15 protein-coding genes are annotated in these 17,425 nt (G+C 22.5%); 10 read left to right on the plus strand and 5 right to left on the minus strand.

The window, feature by feature from the left end; translation table 11 throughout:
- Nucleotides 1-54: 54 nt before the first annotated feature.
- From era to lepA, 4 genes are all read right to left on the minus strand, one after another.
- On the minus strand, nt 55-909 hold the full coding sequence (gene era / locus AB4W77_RS01120; RefSeq protein WP_367681637.1) for a GTPase Era: 855 nt from the start codon (nt 907-909) through the stop codon (nt 55-57).
- The gene (rnc, locus tag AB4W77_RS01125; RefSeq protein WP_367681638.1) at nt 906-1,586 is read right to left on the minus strand and encodes a ribonuclease III; all 681 of its coding nucleotides are present in this window, start codon (nt 1,584-1,586) and stop codon (nt 906-908) included. Before rnc ends, era begins: the two co-directional genes overlap by 4 nt.
- A gap of 128 nt (nt 1,587-1,714) precedes the next feature.
- Nucleotides 1,715-2,668, minus strand: coding sequence for a signal peptidase I (gene lepB / locus AB4W77_RS01130; RefSeq protein WP_367681639.1), 954 nt, complete (start codon nt 2,666-2,668; stop codon nt 1,715-1,717).
- A 9-nt stretch (nt 2,669-2,677) separates the two neighbouring features.
- Nucleotides 2,678-4,477: a translation elongation factor 4 gene (gene lepA, locus AB4W77_RS01135; RefSeq protein ID WP_367681675.1), complete on the minus strand. Its 1,800-nt coding sequence runs from the start codon at nt 4,475-4,477 to the stop codon at nt 2,678-2,680.
- Between the two features lie 425 nt (nt 4,478-4,902).
- Between lepA and mnmA the strand changes: the two genes are divergently transcribed.
- The 10 genes from mnmA to ribA all read left to right on the plus strand — a co-directional run bounded on the left by mnmA (nt 4,903) and on the right by ribA (nt 16,178).
- Complete coding sequence (mnmA, locus tag AB4W77_RS01140; protein ID WP_367681640.1) at nt 4,903-6,018, plus strand: tRNA 2-thiouridine(34) synthase MnmA; 1,116 nt, start codon at nt 4,903-4,905, stop codon at nt 6,016-6,018.
- Between the two features lie 50 nt (nt 6,019-6,068).
- Entirely contained in the window at nt 6,069-6,704 is a 636-nt protein-coding gene (gene hflD / locus AB4W77_RS01145; protein WP_367681641.1) for a high frequency lysogenization protein HflD, read from the plus strand.
- 64 nt (nt 6,705-6,768) lie between these two features.
- Nucleotides 6,769-8,142 (plus strand): adenylosuccinate lyase, encoded by a 1,374-nt coding sequence (gene purB, locus AB4W77_RS01150; RefSeq protein ID WP_367681642.1) that lies wholly within the window; start codon nt 6,769-6,771, stop codon nt 8,140-8,142.
- Between the two features lie 587 nt (nt 8,143-8,729).
- The gene (locus AB4W77_RS01155) at nt 8,730-9,500 is read left to right on the plus strand and encodes an enoyl-ACP reductase (RefSeq protein ID WP_367681643.1); all 771 of its coding nucleotides are present in this window, start codon (nt 8,730-8,732) and stop codon (nt 9,498-9,500) included.
- 258 nt (nt 9,501-9,758) lie between these two features.
- Nucleotides 9,759-11,705, plus strand: coding sequence for an exoribonuclease II (locus AB4W77_RS01160; protein ID WP_367681644.1), 1,947 nt, complete (start codon nt 9,759-9,761; stop codon nt 11,703-11,705).
- A gap of 217 nt (nt 11,706-11,922) precedes the next feature.
- Nucleotides 11,923-12,564 carry a YchE family NAAT transporter gene (locus tag AB4W77_RS01165; protein ID WP_367681645.1) on the plus strand — a complete coding sequence of 214 codons (642 nt, stop codon included), beginning with the start codon at nt 11,923-11,925 and terminating at the stop codon, nt 12,562-12,564.
- A 78-nt stretch (nt 12,565-12,642) separates the two neighbouring features.
- Nucleotides 12,643-13,278, plus strand: a complete 636-nt coding sequence (lipB, locus tag AB4W77_RS01170; protein WP_367681646.1) for a lipoyl(octanoyl) transferase LipB — start codon at nt 12,643-12,645, stop codon at nt 13,276-13,278.
- A gap of 42 nt (nt 13,279-13,320) precedes the next feature.
- On the plus strand, nt 13,321-14,190 hold the full coding sequence (lipA, locus tag AB4W77_RS01175) for a lipoyl synthase (protein WP_367681647.1): 870 nt from the start codon (nt 13,321-13,323) through the stop codon (nt 14,188-14,190).
- Between the two features lie 228 nt (nt 14,191-14,418).
- The gene (gene pyrF, locus AB4W77_RS01180; protein ID WP_367681648.1) at nt 14,419-15,129 is read left to right on the plus strand and encodes an orotidine-5'-phosphate decarboxylase; all 711 of its coding nucleotides are present in this window, start codon (nt 14,419-14,421) and stop codon (nt 15,127-15,129) included.
- A gap of 443 nt (nt 15,130-15,572) precedes the next feature.
- The gene (gene ribA / locus AB4W77_RS01185; RefSeq protein ID WP_367681649.1) at nt 15,573-16,178 is read left to right on the plus strand and encodes a GTP cyclohydrolase II; all 606 of its coding nucleotides are present in this window, start codon (nt 15,573-15,575) and stop codon (nt 16,176-16,178) included.
- Nucleotides 16,179-16,680: 502 nt separating this feature from the next.
- Here the strand turns inward: ribA and hns are convergent.
- Complete coding sequence (hns, locus tag AB4W77_RS01190) at nt 16,681-17,088, minus strand: histone-like nucleoid-structuring protein H-NS (protein WP_367681650.1); 408 nt, start codon at nt 17,086-17,088, stop codon at nt 16,681-16,683.
- Nucleotides 17,089-17,425 lie beyond the last annotated feature (337 nt).

Genomic DNA, 17,425 nt, shown 5'->3' on the forward strand with positions numbered 1-17,425 from the left:
ATATGAAAAATATATTTAATTTAAATAAGAATAACGGTTTAAATGTATACACATTTACTTATTAAAATCTATTTTAATCCACAAATATAAAGATACTTTAATTTTAAAAAGTTTTTCTATTTCTTTTCTAGCTAAAATACCAATTTTTTTTACAATTCTACCATTTTTTCCTATTAATATCTTTTTTTGATTAATATTTTTTACAAAAATAATAGCATGAATAATTTTTTTTTCTTGTTGATGAATCAAATTTTTAATTGTAACTTTAATTATATATGGTAATTCTTTGTTTAAATTACGTATTATTTTTTCACGTATTATTTCTGAAAAAATAAATTTTTTAGAATAACTGGTTTTTTTTTCTTTAGGAAAACAATGAGAAGCTGGAGGTAAATAATTTTTTATTATATCAGATAATTTTTTAATATTTTCTCCATTTTTTGCTGAAATGAAAATAATTTCTTTAAAACATATTTTTTTCTGTAAAAAATTAACATGAGGTAAGAATAATTGTTTATTTTTAATAAGATCGATTTTATTTATTACAAGTATTATTGGAATAGTATTTTTTTTTATTTTATTTAATATTATTTCGTCGTTGATATTCCATTTTATATGTTCTACTACAAATATAATAATATTTGAATTTAAAATAATTCCATCTATTTTTTTGTCTATTATATTTTTAATATATTTTTTTTTTATTTTTTGAATTCCAGGTGTATCAATATAAATTGATTGATAATTTTCTTGAGTTTGAATGCCAAAGATATTCCTTTGAGTAGTGTGTAATGTATGAGAAGTAATGGATATTTTTTCTCCCATTATTTTATTTAATATTGTAGATTTGCCTGTATTAGACTGTCCTATTATTGTAATTATTCCTGAATAATACTGATTATTCTTCATTCTATCTCCAACTTTATCAAAGCGTTTAGAGCAGCATCTTGCTCTGCTTTTCGACGACTTGGGCCTATACCAACTGAACGTTCAGTAATACCACTTATTTCACAGTGAACAGTAAAAACTTGATTATGAGCTTCTCCGTATACTTGTTCAACTAAATATGTTGGTAAAGGTAAATGTTTGGCTTGCAAATATTCTTGTAATCTAGTTTTAGGATCTTTTTGTGTATCTCCAGGACTGATTTTTTTTAAACGTTTAGCATACCATTTTAGAATCAATTCTGCTACAATATTAATGTTGCTATCTAAGAAAATACTACCAATTAAAGCTTCAACTGTATTAGCTAAAATAGATTCACGACGGAATCCTCCACTTTTTAATTCTCCTTGTCCTAATTGTAAATAGTCTCCTAAATCAAATTCACTTGCTATTTCAGCTAAAGTATTTCCTCGAACTAAAGTTGCTCTCATTCTACTCATATCACCTTCATTTACATATGGAAAATGATGATATAAAGCATTGGCTATCACAAAACTTAAAATAGAGTCACCTAAAAATTCAAGACGTTCATTATGTTTGCTGTTAGCGCTACGATGAGTTAAAGCTTGAGTTAAAAGTTCTTTTTGCACAAAAGTATAGCCAAGTGTCTGCTGTAGCCTATCTATTAGGATATAGTTCATATTATTGTTAAATTTAAATTTTTTAAAATTGTTAAGATTATAAAAATAATGAAAATAATTTTTTTACAGCTGGTAATTTTTAAAAGATATTAAATAATGTATTTATTTAATAAATATATAAAATGTTTTTAATAAATATTTCCTATTCGATTTAATCGGATACCAACTGGCCATTTATTTTCTTCTTTATTAAAGCTCATCCATATTGTAATTACTTTTCCCACTAAATTTTTTTCAGGAACAAAACCCCAATAACGACTATCGAAGCTATCATCTCTATTATCTCCAATCATAAAGTATTGATTTTTAGGAACAATCCAACAACCTTTTTTTTGACCTTCTTGTTGATAATATTCATTTATTTGATCTGTTATTTGATCAGATAAGAGAATATTAAATATTTTTTTATCTATTTTTTCTTGAAAAACGTTAAATGTTACAGGAATAAACTTTTTGTTATTGGGATTAACATAATATAAAGTTGTATTTTCCTCATTATTAGTCAATTGAATTTTATTCTTAATATTTTCATTCAATTCGTATTTTTTATGTACTGTAGAAATGTTTTTTTGGCAATATTTTTCTTCATAACATTTTTGTTGAATTTTAAATATTTTATTTATAGCATCATAGGTAATTTGGTCACCAGGTAGACCTATAACCCGTTTAACATAAAAAATTTTTATATTATATGGATTTCTAAAAACTACTATATCTCCTCTTTTTGGTTTTCCTGTATCAAAAAATTTATAATGTAAAATAGGATCTTTTATACCATAAGAAAATTTTTCTACTAAAATAAAATCTCCTGTCAATAATGTTGGCATCATAGATCCAGAAGGTATTTGAAAAGGTTCGTAAATAAAAGAACGGATTATAAATATCACTATAAATGTTGGAAAAAAAGAAGCAATATATGAAATACATTTTGTTTTTTTAAAAAAATTATAATATTTTCTATTTTTATTAAATAAAATATTTTTTTTATTTTTAAATCTATAATTTTGTTTTTTATTTATTATCCAAAAAATAGCTGTTATTAATGTAGCTATTAAAAAAAATATAGCTAAAATATCAGACATAAAATTACCTTATTTATTATTTTTATCAATATTTAAAATTGCAAGAAATACATTTTTTGGAACTTCTATATTACCAATTTTTTTCATCCTTTTTTTTCCTATTTTTTGTTTTTTTAACAATTTTTTCTTTCTAGTAATATCTCCACCATAACATTTTGCTAATACATTTTTACGTAATTGTTTAATAGTTTCTCGAGCTATAATATGTTTTCCAATTGCTGCTTGGATAGGAATATCAAACTGATGTCTTGGAATTAATTCTTTCATTTTCTTTATCATTTCACGAGATTGATATCGAGAACAATTTTGATGAGTGATAAATGATAATGCATCAACTTTTTCAGTATTAACTAATATATCTACACATACTAAATTAGAAGTTTTAAATTTTTTAAAGCGGTATTCTAAAGAAGCATAACCGCTAGAAATAGATTTTAATTGATCAAAAAAATTAAGAATAATTTCAGACATAGGAATTTCATAAGTAAGAATGACTTGATGATCATGATAGATCATCTTACTTTGTATACCTCTTTTTTCTATGCATAATTTTATAACATTACCTAAATATTTAGGAGGTAGTAGCATATTACATTCAGCAATGGGTTCTCTGATAGTTTTAATGTTGTTGAGAGCCGATAATTTACAAGGAGTATCTAAATAAATAATGTTATTATCAATAGTTTCAATTTCATAAACAACTGTAGGCATAGTTGCAATTAAATCTAAGTTATATTCTCTTTCTAATCTTGCTAACACTATTTCCATATGTAATAATCCTAAAAATCCACATCTAAAACCAAAACCAAGAGCAGTAGAATTTTCCGGTTCATAAAATAATGAAGCATCATTTAAATTTAATTTTCCTAAAGCATCTCGGAATGTTTCATATTGTTCAGAACTGATAGGAAATAATCCAGCATACACTTGAGGTGTGATTTTTTTTAATCCTGATATTTTTTTTATTGATGGATTAAAAAATGAAGTAAGAGTAGCACCAACAGGTGCACTTTTTATATCTTTTACACCATATATAACCCATCCTACTTCTCCACATTGTAAATATTCTTTAATTTTTCTTTTTGGTGTAAAAATTCCTACTTGTTCTACTTTATAAATTTTATTAGTATCCATGACTTTTATTTTAGTATTTTTTTCGAGTAATCCATTTTTAATACAGACTAGTGATACTACTCCTAAATAATTGTCAAACCATGAATCAATAATTAATGCTTGTAATGGTGCTTTTATGTTTCCTTTAGGATAAGGAATTTCTGTAATAATTTGTTCTAATAAATCAATTACTCCATGACCTGTTTTTGCAGAACATTGAATAACATTAGATGTAGAAATTCCTATAATATCTTCTATTTCTTTTAATGTACGTAAAGGATTAGCAGTTGGTAAATCTATTTTATTTAATACAGGAATAATTTTTAAATTCATTTCTAATGCTGTACGACAATTGGCAACTGTCTGTGCTTCTACTCCTTGAGAAGCATCAACAACTAACAAAGCTCCTTCACATGCAGATAAAGAACGTGAAACTTCATAGGAAAAATTAACATGACCAGGTGTATCTATAAAGTTTAATTGAAATAATTTATTATATTTATTTTTATAGTTAATAGTTACACTTTGTGCTTTAATTGTAATTCCTCTTTCTTTTTCTAAATCCATAGAGTCAAGAACTTGGTTATGCATTTCTCTTTTTGATAAACCATTACATATTTGGATAAAACGATCAGAAAGTGTTGATTTTCCATGATCAATATGCGCAATAATAGAAAAATTTCTTATTTGCTTAATCATATTAATAAATATACCATTTTTGTAAGTTTTATATTGAATATTTGTTTTTACATTTTTAATATAAAATTATTATTTTATAATATCGAAAAAAAAAGAAAATTACATTATTATTAATAATAATTATTTTTTATAATTTTAAAATTATTGTATTAATAAAATGTGATAATTATTTATTGATAAAAATAAACTTTTTTATTTAACAAATAAGGATTAATAATTATTAATTGTAGATAAATATTTATTTAAAAATAAAAATTTTATCATTATATTTAATATATAAAGTATAAGTTTTTTGCTATTTTTTAAATTAAACATAATTATGCTATGATAGTATTTAAAATTATTATTAAAATAATAATTTGTAGTCGTTTTTTAGATTATGTTAGTATATTTTAAATTCTTTATATATAATTTTGAAAAAAATGTATAAAAAAAGTACTCAAAAAGTTATTGTGGCTATGTCTGGAGGTGTAGATTCTTCTGTATCTGCTTGGTTATTACTGAAGAAAAAATATCAAGTAGAAGGATTATTTATGAAAAATTGGGAAGAAGATGATACTGAAAGTTATTGTACAGCTCATCAAGATTTATTAGATGCACAAGAAGTATGTAATAAATTAGGTATTTATTTACATAAAATAAATTTTTCTTCAGAATATTGGGAATATGTTTTTAAAAATTTTTTATCAGAATATGAAAGAGGACGAACACCTAATCCAGATATTTTGTGTAATAAAGAAATAAAATTTAAAGTATTTTTTGAATTTGCTTTAAAAATACTTAAAGGAAATTTTATTGCTACAGGACATTATGTTCGTACTAAAATTATAAATAACCAACTAAGATTATTAAGAGGTGTAGATAGTAATAAAGATCAAAGTTATTTTTTATATACTTTAAATACAGAAAAAATAAAAAAAATTTTATTTCCGGTAGGTAAATTAAAAAAAATACAAGTACGTAAAATTGCTAAAAAATTAAATATAAGTGTGGCAGAAAAAAAGGATTCGACAGGAATATGTTTTATTTCTCCTAAAAAATTTAATAATTTTTTGAGTTATTATTTTCCAAAAAAAATAGGGAAAATTATTACTACTGAAGGTTATAAAATAGGTAAACATAATGGTTTAATGTTTTATACTTTAGGACAAAGAAAAGGTTTAAGAATAGGTGGGATAAAGAATTTAAATAATAAAGCATGGTATGTGGTGAATAAAGATTTGTTAACTAATTCTTTAATTGTAGCTCAAGGTAAAGATAATCCTCATTTAATGTCTATTGGGATAATAGTGAAAAAAATAAATTGGATTAATGGTAAAATATTAAAAAAAGAAATGGCCTGTACTGTTAAAACTAGATATCGTCAAATAGATATACAGTGTTACTTAATTCCTATTAATGATAGTTGCGTTAAAGTCATTTTTAAAAATTCAGTACCTGCTGTTACACCAGGACAATCAGCAGTATTTTATTTATTAGAAGTATGTATTGGTGGTGGAATTATCGATACATTAATTCCGTTAAAAAAGATAAAATAATTATTATTATTTAATTTTAATACATAACTTATATATTGGAAAATGTGATAATGATTAAAAATATTAATTCTCTTACATTGTCACTTGCTGGTTTATGTCAAGCTGCTCATTTGGTATATCAATTATCACAAACAGGAAATTGTGACGATGAAGCTTTTAAAATAAGTATAGAAAGTATTTTAAACATGAACCCTAAAACAGTTTTATCGGTGTATGGAGATGATGAAAAAAATTTAAATTTAGGTTTTAATACTTTACTGACTATTTTAAATATAACCAACAATACTTCTATATCTTTTTATTTAATAAAATATATTTTTGGTATTATGGTATTAGAACGGAAATTAATAAAAAATAAAATTGCATTAAAAAATTTATCTTATCGTTTAAGAATAATAAAAAAAAATAAGGTTAGAAATATTGAAATAAATGATATTAATATGATCAATGAATTATCTGAAATCTATTTAGATGTTATTAGTACTTTAGGTTCAAGAATTAAAATTGTAGGTACAGCTTCTATATTAAATAAAGTAGAAGTACAAAGTAAATTAAGATCAATATTACTTGCTGGGATTCGTTCAGCAGTACTTTGGCGTCAAGTAGGTGGAAATAGATTACAACTTATATTTTTTCGTAATCGTTTTAATATTGAAGTTAAACGCATACTTGTAAATATAAAATAAATAAGTAGTATTTTAAATTTTTAAATTCTATTTATTAAATACATATCAATACTCAGGATTATTAATGATACTATCTAATTTAACAGCTATTTCTCCAATAGATGGTCGTTATGGAGAAAAAACTTTTTTTTTAAGATCTATATTTAGTGAATATGCTTTATTAAAGTTTCGTATTAAAATTGAAATTGATTGGATTAAAAAATTATCTAAGATGCCAAAAATATTAGAAATTACTAATTTTCAAGATAGTACAGAACAATTTTTAGATAACATTGTTAATAATTTTAATGAAAAAGATGCTGAATATATTAAATTTTTAGAAAAAAGTACAAAACATGATATAAAAGCTGTAGAATATTTTTTGAAAAAAAAATTTTTTAGTAGATTGGAATTAAGACCAATTGCAGAATATATTCATTTTGCTTGTACATCTGAAGATATTAATAATTTAGCATATGCTTTAATTTTAAAAACTGCTAAAGAAAACGTAATAATTGTGTATTGGAAAAAAATAATTCATGCTATAAATAATATGGCTTTTTCTTATAAAGAAATACCAATATTATCTCGTACTCATGGGCAGCCAGCAAGTCCATCTACAGTAGGAAAAGAAATGCTTAATTTTTCTTATCGGATGATACGACAACTAAAAAAATTAAATAATATAGATATATTAGGTAAATTTAATGGAGCAACAGGAAATTATAATGCTCATTTAGCTGCATATCCTGATATAGATTGGCATAAAATCAGCGAAGAATTTGTGACATCATTAGGAATAGTTTGGAATCCTTATACAACGCAAATAGAACCACATGACTATATAGCTGAGTTGTTTAATTGTATATCTATTTTTAATAATATTTTATTAGATTTTAATAAAGATATGTGGGGATATATTTCACTTGGTTATTTTAAACAAAAATATATTTCTAGTGAAGTTAGTTCTTCAACTATGCCTCATAAAATTAATCCAATTCATTTTGAAAACTCAGAAGGCAATTTAGGATTAGCTAATGCTGTTATTTATCATATAACATCTAAATTACTTATTTCTCGTTGGCAAAGAGACTTAAGTGATTCAACAGTATTACGTAATTTAGGAGTAATTGTATCATATTCAGTAATAGCATATGATTCGGTATTAACTGGTATAAAAAAAATAGAAATTAATACAGAAAAATTATCAAAAGATTTAGATAAAAATTGGGAAGTATTATCTGAAGCTATACAAACTGTAATGAAAAAGTACGGCATTATTAATTCTTATGAAAAATTAAAAGAATTAACAAGAGGGAAAATTATTAATAATATTACTTTATATGAATTTATTAATAATTTAAATATTCCTATATCAGAAAAAGAAAAATTAATTAATTTCACTCCTGGTAATTATATAGGAGATGCAGTACAATTAGTAAAAAATAGTATATTATAGAAATTGTATTGAATATTTGTTAAATAAATTATATAAAAAATAAATCATTTCTTAGTATCAAAAATACTGTAATTGTATATCTATAAATATAGATTTAAAAGAATATTTATAATATTCAAAAATATTTTTTTAAAGTATTGTCATTAATTAAAAAAATATTTTCAGATTATTTTTTTAAATTTTTAATAGATGTAAAAATATTAAAAATTTATTAATTAATTATTAATTAAAAGTAATTTATTTTTACACAAATGAATTAATTAAAAATTAGTTTTTAATTATATAAAATAAATTTTAAAAATATTACAAATCTGAGCAATCATATAAAAAATGTTACAATCTATATCAAATTTCTTAAAAATAAATAATATATTATTGTAATAATGTTACTTGCACATAAAATTTATTTTTAATTTTAAAAAATATTTCAATAAGGAAATAATATATGATTAATAAATTTAATATGTAAAAACTGATAATATGTTTAAAATAATAATATCAGAATTTAATATTTATTAATAATTGTAATGATTGTTAATTTATGTTGAATTAATTTTTTAATATAATAAAATAATGAAAATAAAGAAATGTTGAAAGGGAAAAAAATACTAATTACCGGGATATCAAATAAGTTTTCAATAGCTTTCGGTATTGCTAAAGTAATGTATTCTAATGGGGCAGAATTAGCTTTTACTTGTAGAGATTATAAATCAAAAAAAAGAATACTATCATTTTCTTCAGAGTTAGGTTCGGATATTGTTATACCTTGTAATGTTGTTTCTGATAAAAATATTAAAAATTTATTTTTTAAATTGTCCAATATATGGAAAAAATTCGACGGTTTTGTTCATTCTATTGCTTTTGCCTCAACATGTAATTTGTCTGGAAATTACATCGATACCATTACTAAAAATATATTTCAAAAATCACATAACATAAGTTCTTATAGTTTTGTAGCAATGACTAGAGAATGCAAAAAAATGTTAAACAAGAATTCTTCTTTAGTTACTTTGTCTTATTTAGGATCTCAACGAGTAGTTCCGTACTATAATGTAATGGGATTAGCTAAAGCGTCTTTAGAATCTAATATGAGATATATGGCTAATGCTTTAGGATCAGATAATATTCGTGTTAATGCGATTTCTTCTGGTCCTATTAAAACTGTGTCTTCAGTTGGTATTAAAAATTTTAAAAAAATATTGAAAATGTATTCTTCAATGGCACCAATTCGTAGATCGATTACATATCAAGATATAGGTAATACAGCTTCTTTTTTATGCTCTGATTTATCTAGTGGAATTACGGGACAAACTATTTATGTTGATTGTGGTTTTAATATTACATCTATGAATATATAGAATGATTAATATCATTTAATATATCTATTAATATACAAATATTTAATTATTTTGATAAATAAATTTATAATAATTTATTTGTAGCTTTTTTATTAATTTTATTAAATATAAATAAACATTATACATAATATTTTTAATACATTTAGGAAAATTAATACTTTAATTTATTGAATAGAATATTAAATATTTTTATAAAAAACCAAACATAATCTCGTATATTAAAAATTATTTTTATTTTAAAACTTAGGTCTAATTATTATGTTTTTAAATAATCCATTACTTAAAAAATTAAAAAAGAAATTATATGATAAATTACCTCGAGTAGAAGGTATTGTAAAAAGTACCGAGAAAGGTTTTGGATTTCTCGACGTTGATTTGCAAAAAAGTTATTTTATACCTCCTTGTGATATGAAAAAAGTAATGCATGGTGACAAAATTTCAGCTCGAATATATATGGAAAAAAATAGAGAAATAGCTAAACCCGAAAGTTTAATAGCACCTTTTTTAAATAGATTTATAGGAAAAATAGAACGAAAAAATAACAATATTTTTATATTGCCTGATTACCCTTTTTTAAGAAAATTAATTTTATGTAATGTTGAAAAAAATAGTTTGTGTAATTTTAAAACAGGAGATTGGGTGATCGCACAATTAATTTCTCACAAATTACAAAAAGAAAAAATTTTTCGTGCTAAAATAATAAAATTTATTGCAGAAGAAAATAGTTTTTTAGTGCCATGGAAAGTAATTTTATCACATCATAATCTTCCTATAAATGAACCTAAGATATATCCTAAAGAAATTATTTTTAATGAATTGCTTTATAGACAAGATTTAACTCATTTAGAATTTATAACTATTGATAATTTAAACACCAAAGATATAGATGATGCTTTATTTATTACAAAAGAAAAAAATGAAAATATGAGTTTGTTGGTTGCTATTGCAGATCCAACATCTTATATATCTGAAGGTACTAATATAAATCAAATAGCTTTAGAGAGAGGATTTACTAATTATTTGCCAGGATTCAATATTCCCATGTTACCTCGTATTTTGTCTGAAGATTTGTGTTCTTTGAAACCTAATGTAAAACGACCAGTTCTTGTTTGTCGTATTGTTGTTGATAATAAAGGAAATATTTTATCAGAAAAAATTAAATTTTTTTTAGCATGGATAAAATCTGCAGCTCAATTAGTATACGAAAATGTATCAGATTGGTTAGAAAACATAGGATCATGGAAACCAAAAACAGACGAAATTAGTAATCAAATTTTATTATTAAATCATTTTTCTAAAATTCGTACTACATGGAGGAATACTTATGCATTAGTGCATAAAGAACGTTCTGAATATAAATTTCATATATCTGAAAAAGGAGAAATTTTAAGTGTATCTCGAAATCAAAGACGAATTGCACATAAAATAATTGAAGAAGCAATGATTTCTGCTAACATTTGTTCTGCAAAAGTGTTATCAAAATATTTAGGATTTGGAATTTATAATGTTCATTCTGGATTTGATAACATTAATGCAGAACATGTAATTGAAATTTTATTGCATTATGGTATCGAAATGACTGTGAAAGAAATTACTACATTATCGGGATTTTGTGAACTTCATCGTAAACTCAATAAGTTATCGAACAATTATGTTAGTAGTCGAATTCGTCGTTTACAATCTTTTGGAGAAATAAGTTTAATACCGTATCCTCATTTTGGTTTAGGATTAAAATCTTATGCAACATGGACTTCTCCTATTAGAAAATACGGTGATATGGTTAATCATCGTTTTTTAAAAGCAATTATTCAAAATAAAAAAATAATGTTACCGAATAATTCTATTACTTCTAAAATTAGCGATTGTCGTCGTAGAAATAGAATTTCTGAAAGAGATGTAGAAGATTGGCTATATGTTATTTTTTTAAATAAAACAAAATTTAATGAAAATATTTTTGATGCTGAAATTACTGATATTACTCGTGGTGGTATTAAAGCGCAATTGATAGAAAATGGTGCGAATATATTCATTCCTATACTTTTTTTACATAGGAACAGAGATGAAGTAATATGTAATCAAGAAAAAGGGATAGTCAATATTAAGAACAAAATAGCTTATCGTATTTCTGATATAATTAAAGTAAGATTAAAAGAAATAAAAATTGAATCACGTAACATCATAGCTACACCAGTGTATTTTTCCTAAAAAAAATATCTGATATTTAACTAATTCAATATAGATTAAATTTTAAAAATATTTTTATGTTGGATTAGTTATTTTGCTAAAATAATTACTACTTTATATGTATTATCAGTAGTTTTATTTTTCAATAATAAGTCATCATGATAAAATATCATTTATTAAAATTAATTATTATTAATAATAATTCTATTAAACCTTTAATTCCTATTAGGAGTGACACGTGGATATTTTATTTTCTGATATTTCTACTTATATAAAATTTTTTATTAGTTTATGTGCTTTAGTTAATCCAATAGGTATGATTCCTATTTTTGCAAGTATGACTAGTAATCAAACTTTTCAAGAAAGGAATAATACTAACTTTGTGGCCAATATATCGGTAATAATTATTCTATGTACGGCTTTACTGTTAGGAAATACTATTTTAAACATTTTTGGTATTTCTATCAATTCTTTTCGTATTGCAGGTGGAATTTTAGTTATCATTATTGCTATGTCTATGTTAAACGGTAAATTAATATCAGATATGAAGAAAAAACAAGATACTATAAAATCTTCTATTTCTAAAAATATATCTGTAGTTCCATTAGCTATGCCATTAATTGCTGGACCAGGTGCAATTAGTTCTACTATTGTTTGGAGTACCCGTTATTCTGGTTTTGAACATACGTTAGGTTGTATGATATCAATCATATTATTTTCAGCATTATGTTGGTTATTGTTTAGATCTGCTCCTTTTTTTATGCATATATTAGGAAATACAGGTATTAATATTATTACAAGGATTATGGGTTTACTACTGATGTCATTAGGTGTAGAATTTATTATTAATGGAATTAAATCTGTTTTTTTGATCAATTAAAAATTATTTTATTTTTAATTTAAAAAAATATTTTTATATTAATTAATCTTAATTTATTTTAAATTTTAAGGATCTCCATTGGATAATGATACCATTATAATTCGTGATTTAGGCTTACAACACTGGGAAAAAGTATCTGATTTAATGCAAAAATTTACTGCTATTAGAGATATAAAAACATTAGATGAATTATGGTGTGTACAACATTATCCGATTTTTACATTAGGTCCATTAGGAACAAAAAAAGATAGATTAATAACTAGTAAAATTCCAATGGTTCATACTGACAGAGGAGGAAAAATTACTTATCATGGTCCAGGTCAACAAATAATATATTTATTATTAGATTTAAGAAGAAGAAAAATGGGAATAAGAGACATTATTACTTTAATAGAAAAAACTGTAATTGCTACATTACATTATTTTTCAATAAAATCAAACATTGTTCAAGAATACCCAGGAATATTTGTAGATAACAAGAAAATTTGTTCTTTTGGTTTACGTATTAAAAAAAGTTGTTCTTTACATGGTTTTTCTTTAAATGTTAATATGGATATGCGTCCTTTTTTTCATATTTATCCTTGTGGAAATAATAAGATTCGTATGACACAAATATATAATTTTAAAAAAAATATCAATTGTAAAATTATAAAATTGGTATTGATAAAAAAAATAATTGATTTATTAAATGTTAGTAGTATTATCTATAAATAAATATAAAAATAATATAAATCACATTTAATACCACTTATTAGAATGAGTAATAATATTAATTTTTTAAAAAAACCTAATTGGATAAAAGTAAAAGTATTATCTAATTCAAATAAAGTAAATAAAATAAAAAATATTTTAAAAATGAACAATTTACATTCTGTTTGTGAAGAGGCGTTGTGTCCAAATATATCAGAATGTTTTAATAATAATACAGCTACTTTTATGATTTTAGGATCTATATGTACTCGCCGTTGCGGATTTTGTGCAGTAAAAAATGGTAGACCTTCTTTACCAGATAAGAATGAACCTAAAAAATTAGCTTCTGTAATATCAAAAATGAAAATAAATTATGTAGTAATTACATCTGTTGCTCGTGATGATTTGCATGATGGAGGAGCTCAACATTTTATAGATTGTATTAAAGAAATTAGAAAAATGAATAAAGTTACCGTAGAAATATTAGTTCCTGATTTTAGAGGCCGTTGTAAACAAGCATTACATATTATTAATAAAGTCCCTCCTGATGTATTTAATCACAATATTGAAAATGTACCACGTTTATATTCTTATGTTCGTCCTGGAGCTAATTATAATTTATCACTTAAATTATTAGAAAAATTTAAATTATATAATCCTACAATACCTACGAAATCAGGTTTAATGTTAGGATTAGGTGAAAAGAACAAAGAAATAATATCAGTTATGAATGATCTTCGTTCTCATGGAGTAACTATGATCACATTAGGTCAATATTTACAACCTAGTTTTCAACATCTTCCTGTTAAAAGATATATTACACCATTAGAATTTAAACAACTCGAAATAGAAGCATATAGAATGGGATTTACAGCTGCTTTTTGTGGACCTTTGGTTCGTTCTTCTTATCATGCTCATTCTCAATATTATACTTAAGTAATATTTTATATTAGATTTTATCATATTTAAAATACTATAATAAACTTTATTATAAATAAAGAAATATTATAATTTTTTAAAAATTTTAAAATTAGATTTTTATAAAAATAAATAGCAATATTTTTTAAAATTTTTTGATAATAAAGATATTAACAATAAATGTTATTTTATTAAAATAATATGATAAGATTTAACAATCTTTTACTTTTATATTAAGGTTTTTTAATGTCAGAAATTATTTCTAAATTCACTACAAAAATTATAATTGCATTAGATTATTCTGACAAAAATAAAGCTTTTAAATTAATTGATTATTTAGATCCTGCTATATATCGTTTAAAAATTGGAAAAAAAATGTTTTCTATTTTTGGCAAACCTTTCATAATACAATTAAAAAATCTTGGATTTGATATTTTTCTTGATTTAAAATTTCACGATATACCTAATACAGTTTTTGGAGCTGTGTCAGCAGCAGCGGATTTAGGAGTATGGATGATTAGTATTCATATATCTGGTGGTAGTAAAATGTTGCAAGCTGCAAAATTAGCTTTAAATTCATTTAAAAAAGATATACCATTGTTAATTGGCATTACTGTATTAACTAGTTTTAATGAACAAGATTTAAGAGAAATAGGAGTGAATTCTTCCATCGCTAATCAAGTATTAATGTTATCTACTTTAGCAAAGAAAAACGGTTTAGATGGAGTTGTTTGTCCCGGTACAGAATCTATGAATATAAAGAAAAAATTAGGTTTTAATTTTAAAGTTATTTCACCAGCTATTAGATTAAAAGAAGATCCTGCATATGATCAGCAAACAGTTATTACACCTTCTTTGGCAAAGAAATTTAATGTAGATTATATTGTTGTTGGCCGTACTGTAACTTTTTCAAAAAATCCTTTACATACATTAAAAGAAATAAATTCTTTTTTATGAATATGGTGTAAATATGTATTTTTTTATTTTATATACATATATAATATGTGCATAAATTCATTTTTATTTTTATAAAAAATGATGAAAGGATATTCATATTTTGATATTATTTAAATAATTTTATTTTTAACAACAAAATTGTTAATTTAAGTTAATCAAACATTTTATTTAAAAATTTATAAATATTTTTTAGTAATTTTTATAGATCTTAAATCTTAATAGATTTTATATCTTTTATTTAATTATTGGATAAATGATTTTATTTGTAAAATAAAAATATATAAAATAATTTCTTAATTTAATTTAAAATATGTATTGATATTTATTTTAAATAAATAATTTTTTTTAAAAATTTTTAATATATATAAAATTATATAATTAAATTTTAATTTACAAAAAAATATAAAATTATTTTTAAATAAATAACAATTTTGGGAAAATTTATGAACTTAAAAAAAAAATCTAAAGCAAAATTACCTACTCCATGGGGTGATTTTTTCATTATTGGATTTGAAGAAGAAATAGGTGTAAAAAATCACATAGCTCTTATTTATGGTGATATTTCTTTAGTTGATCCTATATTAACTAGAATTCATTCTGAATGTTTAACCGGAGATGCTTTATTTAGTTTAAGATGTGATTGTGGTTTTCAATTAGAATCAGCATTAATAACGATAGCTAAAGCAGGTAGTGGAATATTGATTTATCACAGACAAGAAGGTAGGAATATCGGTTTGTTAAATAAAATACATGCTTATCATTTACAAGATAAAGGATTAGATACTGTGGAAGCAAATCATAAATTAGGTTTTTCTGCAGATGAACGTGATTTCACACCTTGTGTTGATATATTAAAATTGTTAAAGGTAAATAACATTAGATTGTTAACTAATAATCCATTTAAAATGGAAAAATTAAGAAATGCAGGTATCAATATTGTAGAAAGAGTAGATCTTATTGTTGGAAGAAATCCTAAAAATTCAAAGTATTTAGATACTAAAGCAAATAAAATGGGACATTTTTTTTTAAAAAAAAATAGTTTTCCATAATTAATAGTAATTATTTATATATATAAATAATGAAAAAAAATACATATAAAAATATTTTAATGATGTTTACAAAATATTATTTATATATAAAATTATTGAATATAAAATAATTGTATTCAAATAAAATAAAATATGAATAAATATTATAATTTTATTTTATAAATAAATAAGATGATTTAGTTTAAACCTTCTACTTCTTATAATAGAAGGTATTAAACAATTCTGTAAAGTATGTCGATAAAAACGTTTTATAAATTTTGATTTATTTTAGTAAAATTAAATATCTTAAGAATTTTCATGTATTTGAAAAAATAATATTTTTGTATATAATTTTTATTAATATTTAACACCTATATTGATTTATCAATATTTTAATATATGAAACATTTTTAATTTGAAATTATTAAATATTAACTTTTATATAAAAATATAAATAATAATTTTATATTAATTTTAATTTTTAATGTTTCGTTATTATTTTGGCAACATTAATTTTAAAAAGCTACAATAGAAAATCTTCTAAATTTTTCCCTTTGTCTAAAATGGCATTTTTAATAATAGCAGGTGTACGTCCTTGACCTGTCCAAGTTTTGTAATCACCATTTTCATCAATATATTTATATTTTGCAGGTCTTGTAGCTCTTTTAGGTTTTCCTATATTTTTATTTGATGTCATTGTTTGTAATAATTCATTTGGATCGATACCATCTGCTATTAGCATTTCACGATATTGTTGCAATTTTCTTGTTTTTTCTTTTATTTCTGCTTGAACTTGATTTTCTTCTTCTCTTCTTTCATTAACAACTGCTTCTAATTTTTCTAACATTTCTTCTAAAGTTTCTAAAGAACATTCTCTTGCTTGAGCTCGGAGTGTACGAATATTATTGAGAATTTTCAGTGTTTCGTTCATAGTACCATCTCAGAATATGATTAAAAAACCGTATTTTTATAAAAATACATTTTAAAGATTTGAAATTATTTTTGTAGTAATTCATTTTAAATTTTTAATACATATTAAAATATAAATAGTAATTAATATTTAATTAATATTTTTTATTAGACAATTAATATATCAAAGTATATATTTTATATTATAAAAAAGTAAATAAAATCAAATTTTTATATTTATAATAATAAAAAAATATTTAAGTATCAATACTTATATTTTTAGTTTTTCGTATTTAATTAAAATTAATATCGATGTTTTATAAAAATATAATTTGTATATTATATTAAAATAATTGATT

Origin of the sequence: Buchnera aphidicola (Pemphigus immunis) (assembly GCF_964059115.1) — a bacterium.
Taxonomy (GTDB): Bacteria; Pseudomonadota; Gammaproteobacteria; order Enterobacterales; family Enterobacteriaceae; genus Buchnera_C; species Buchnera_C aphidicola_C.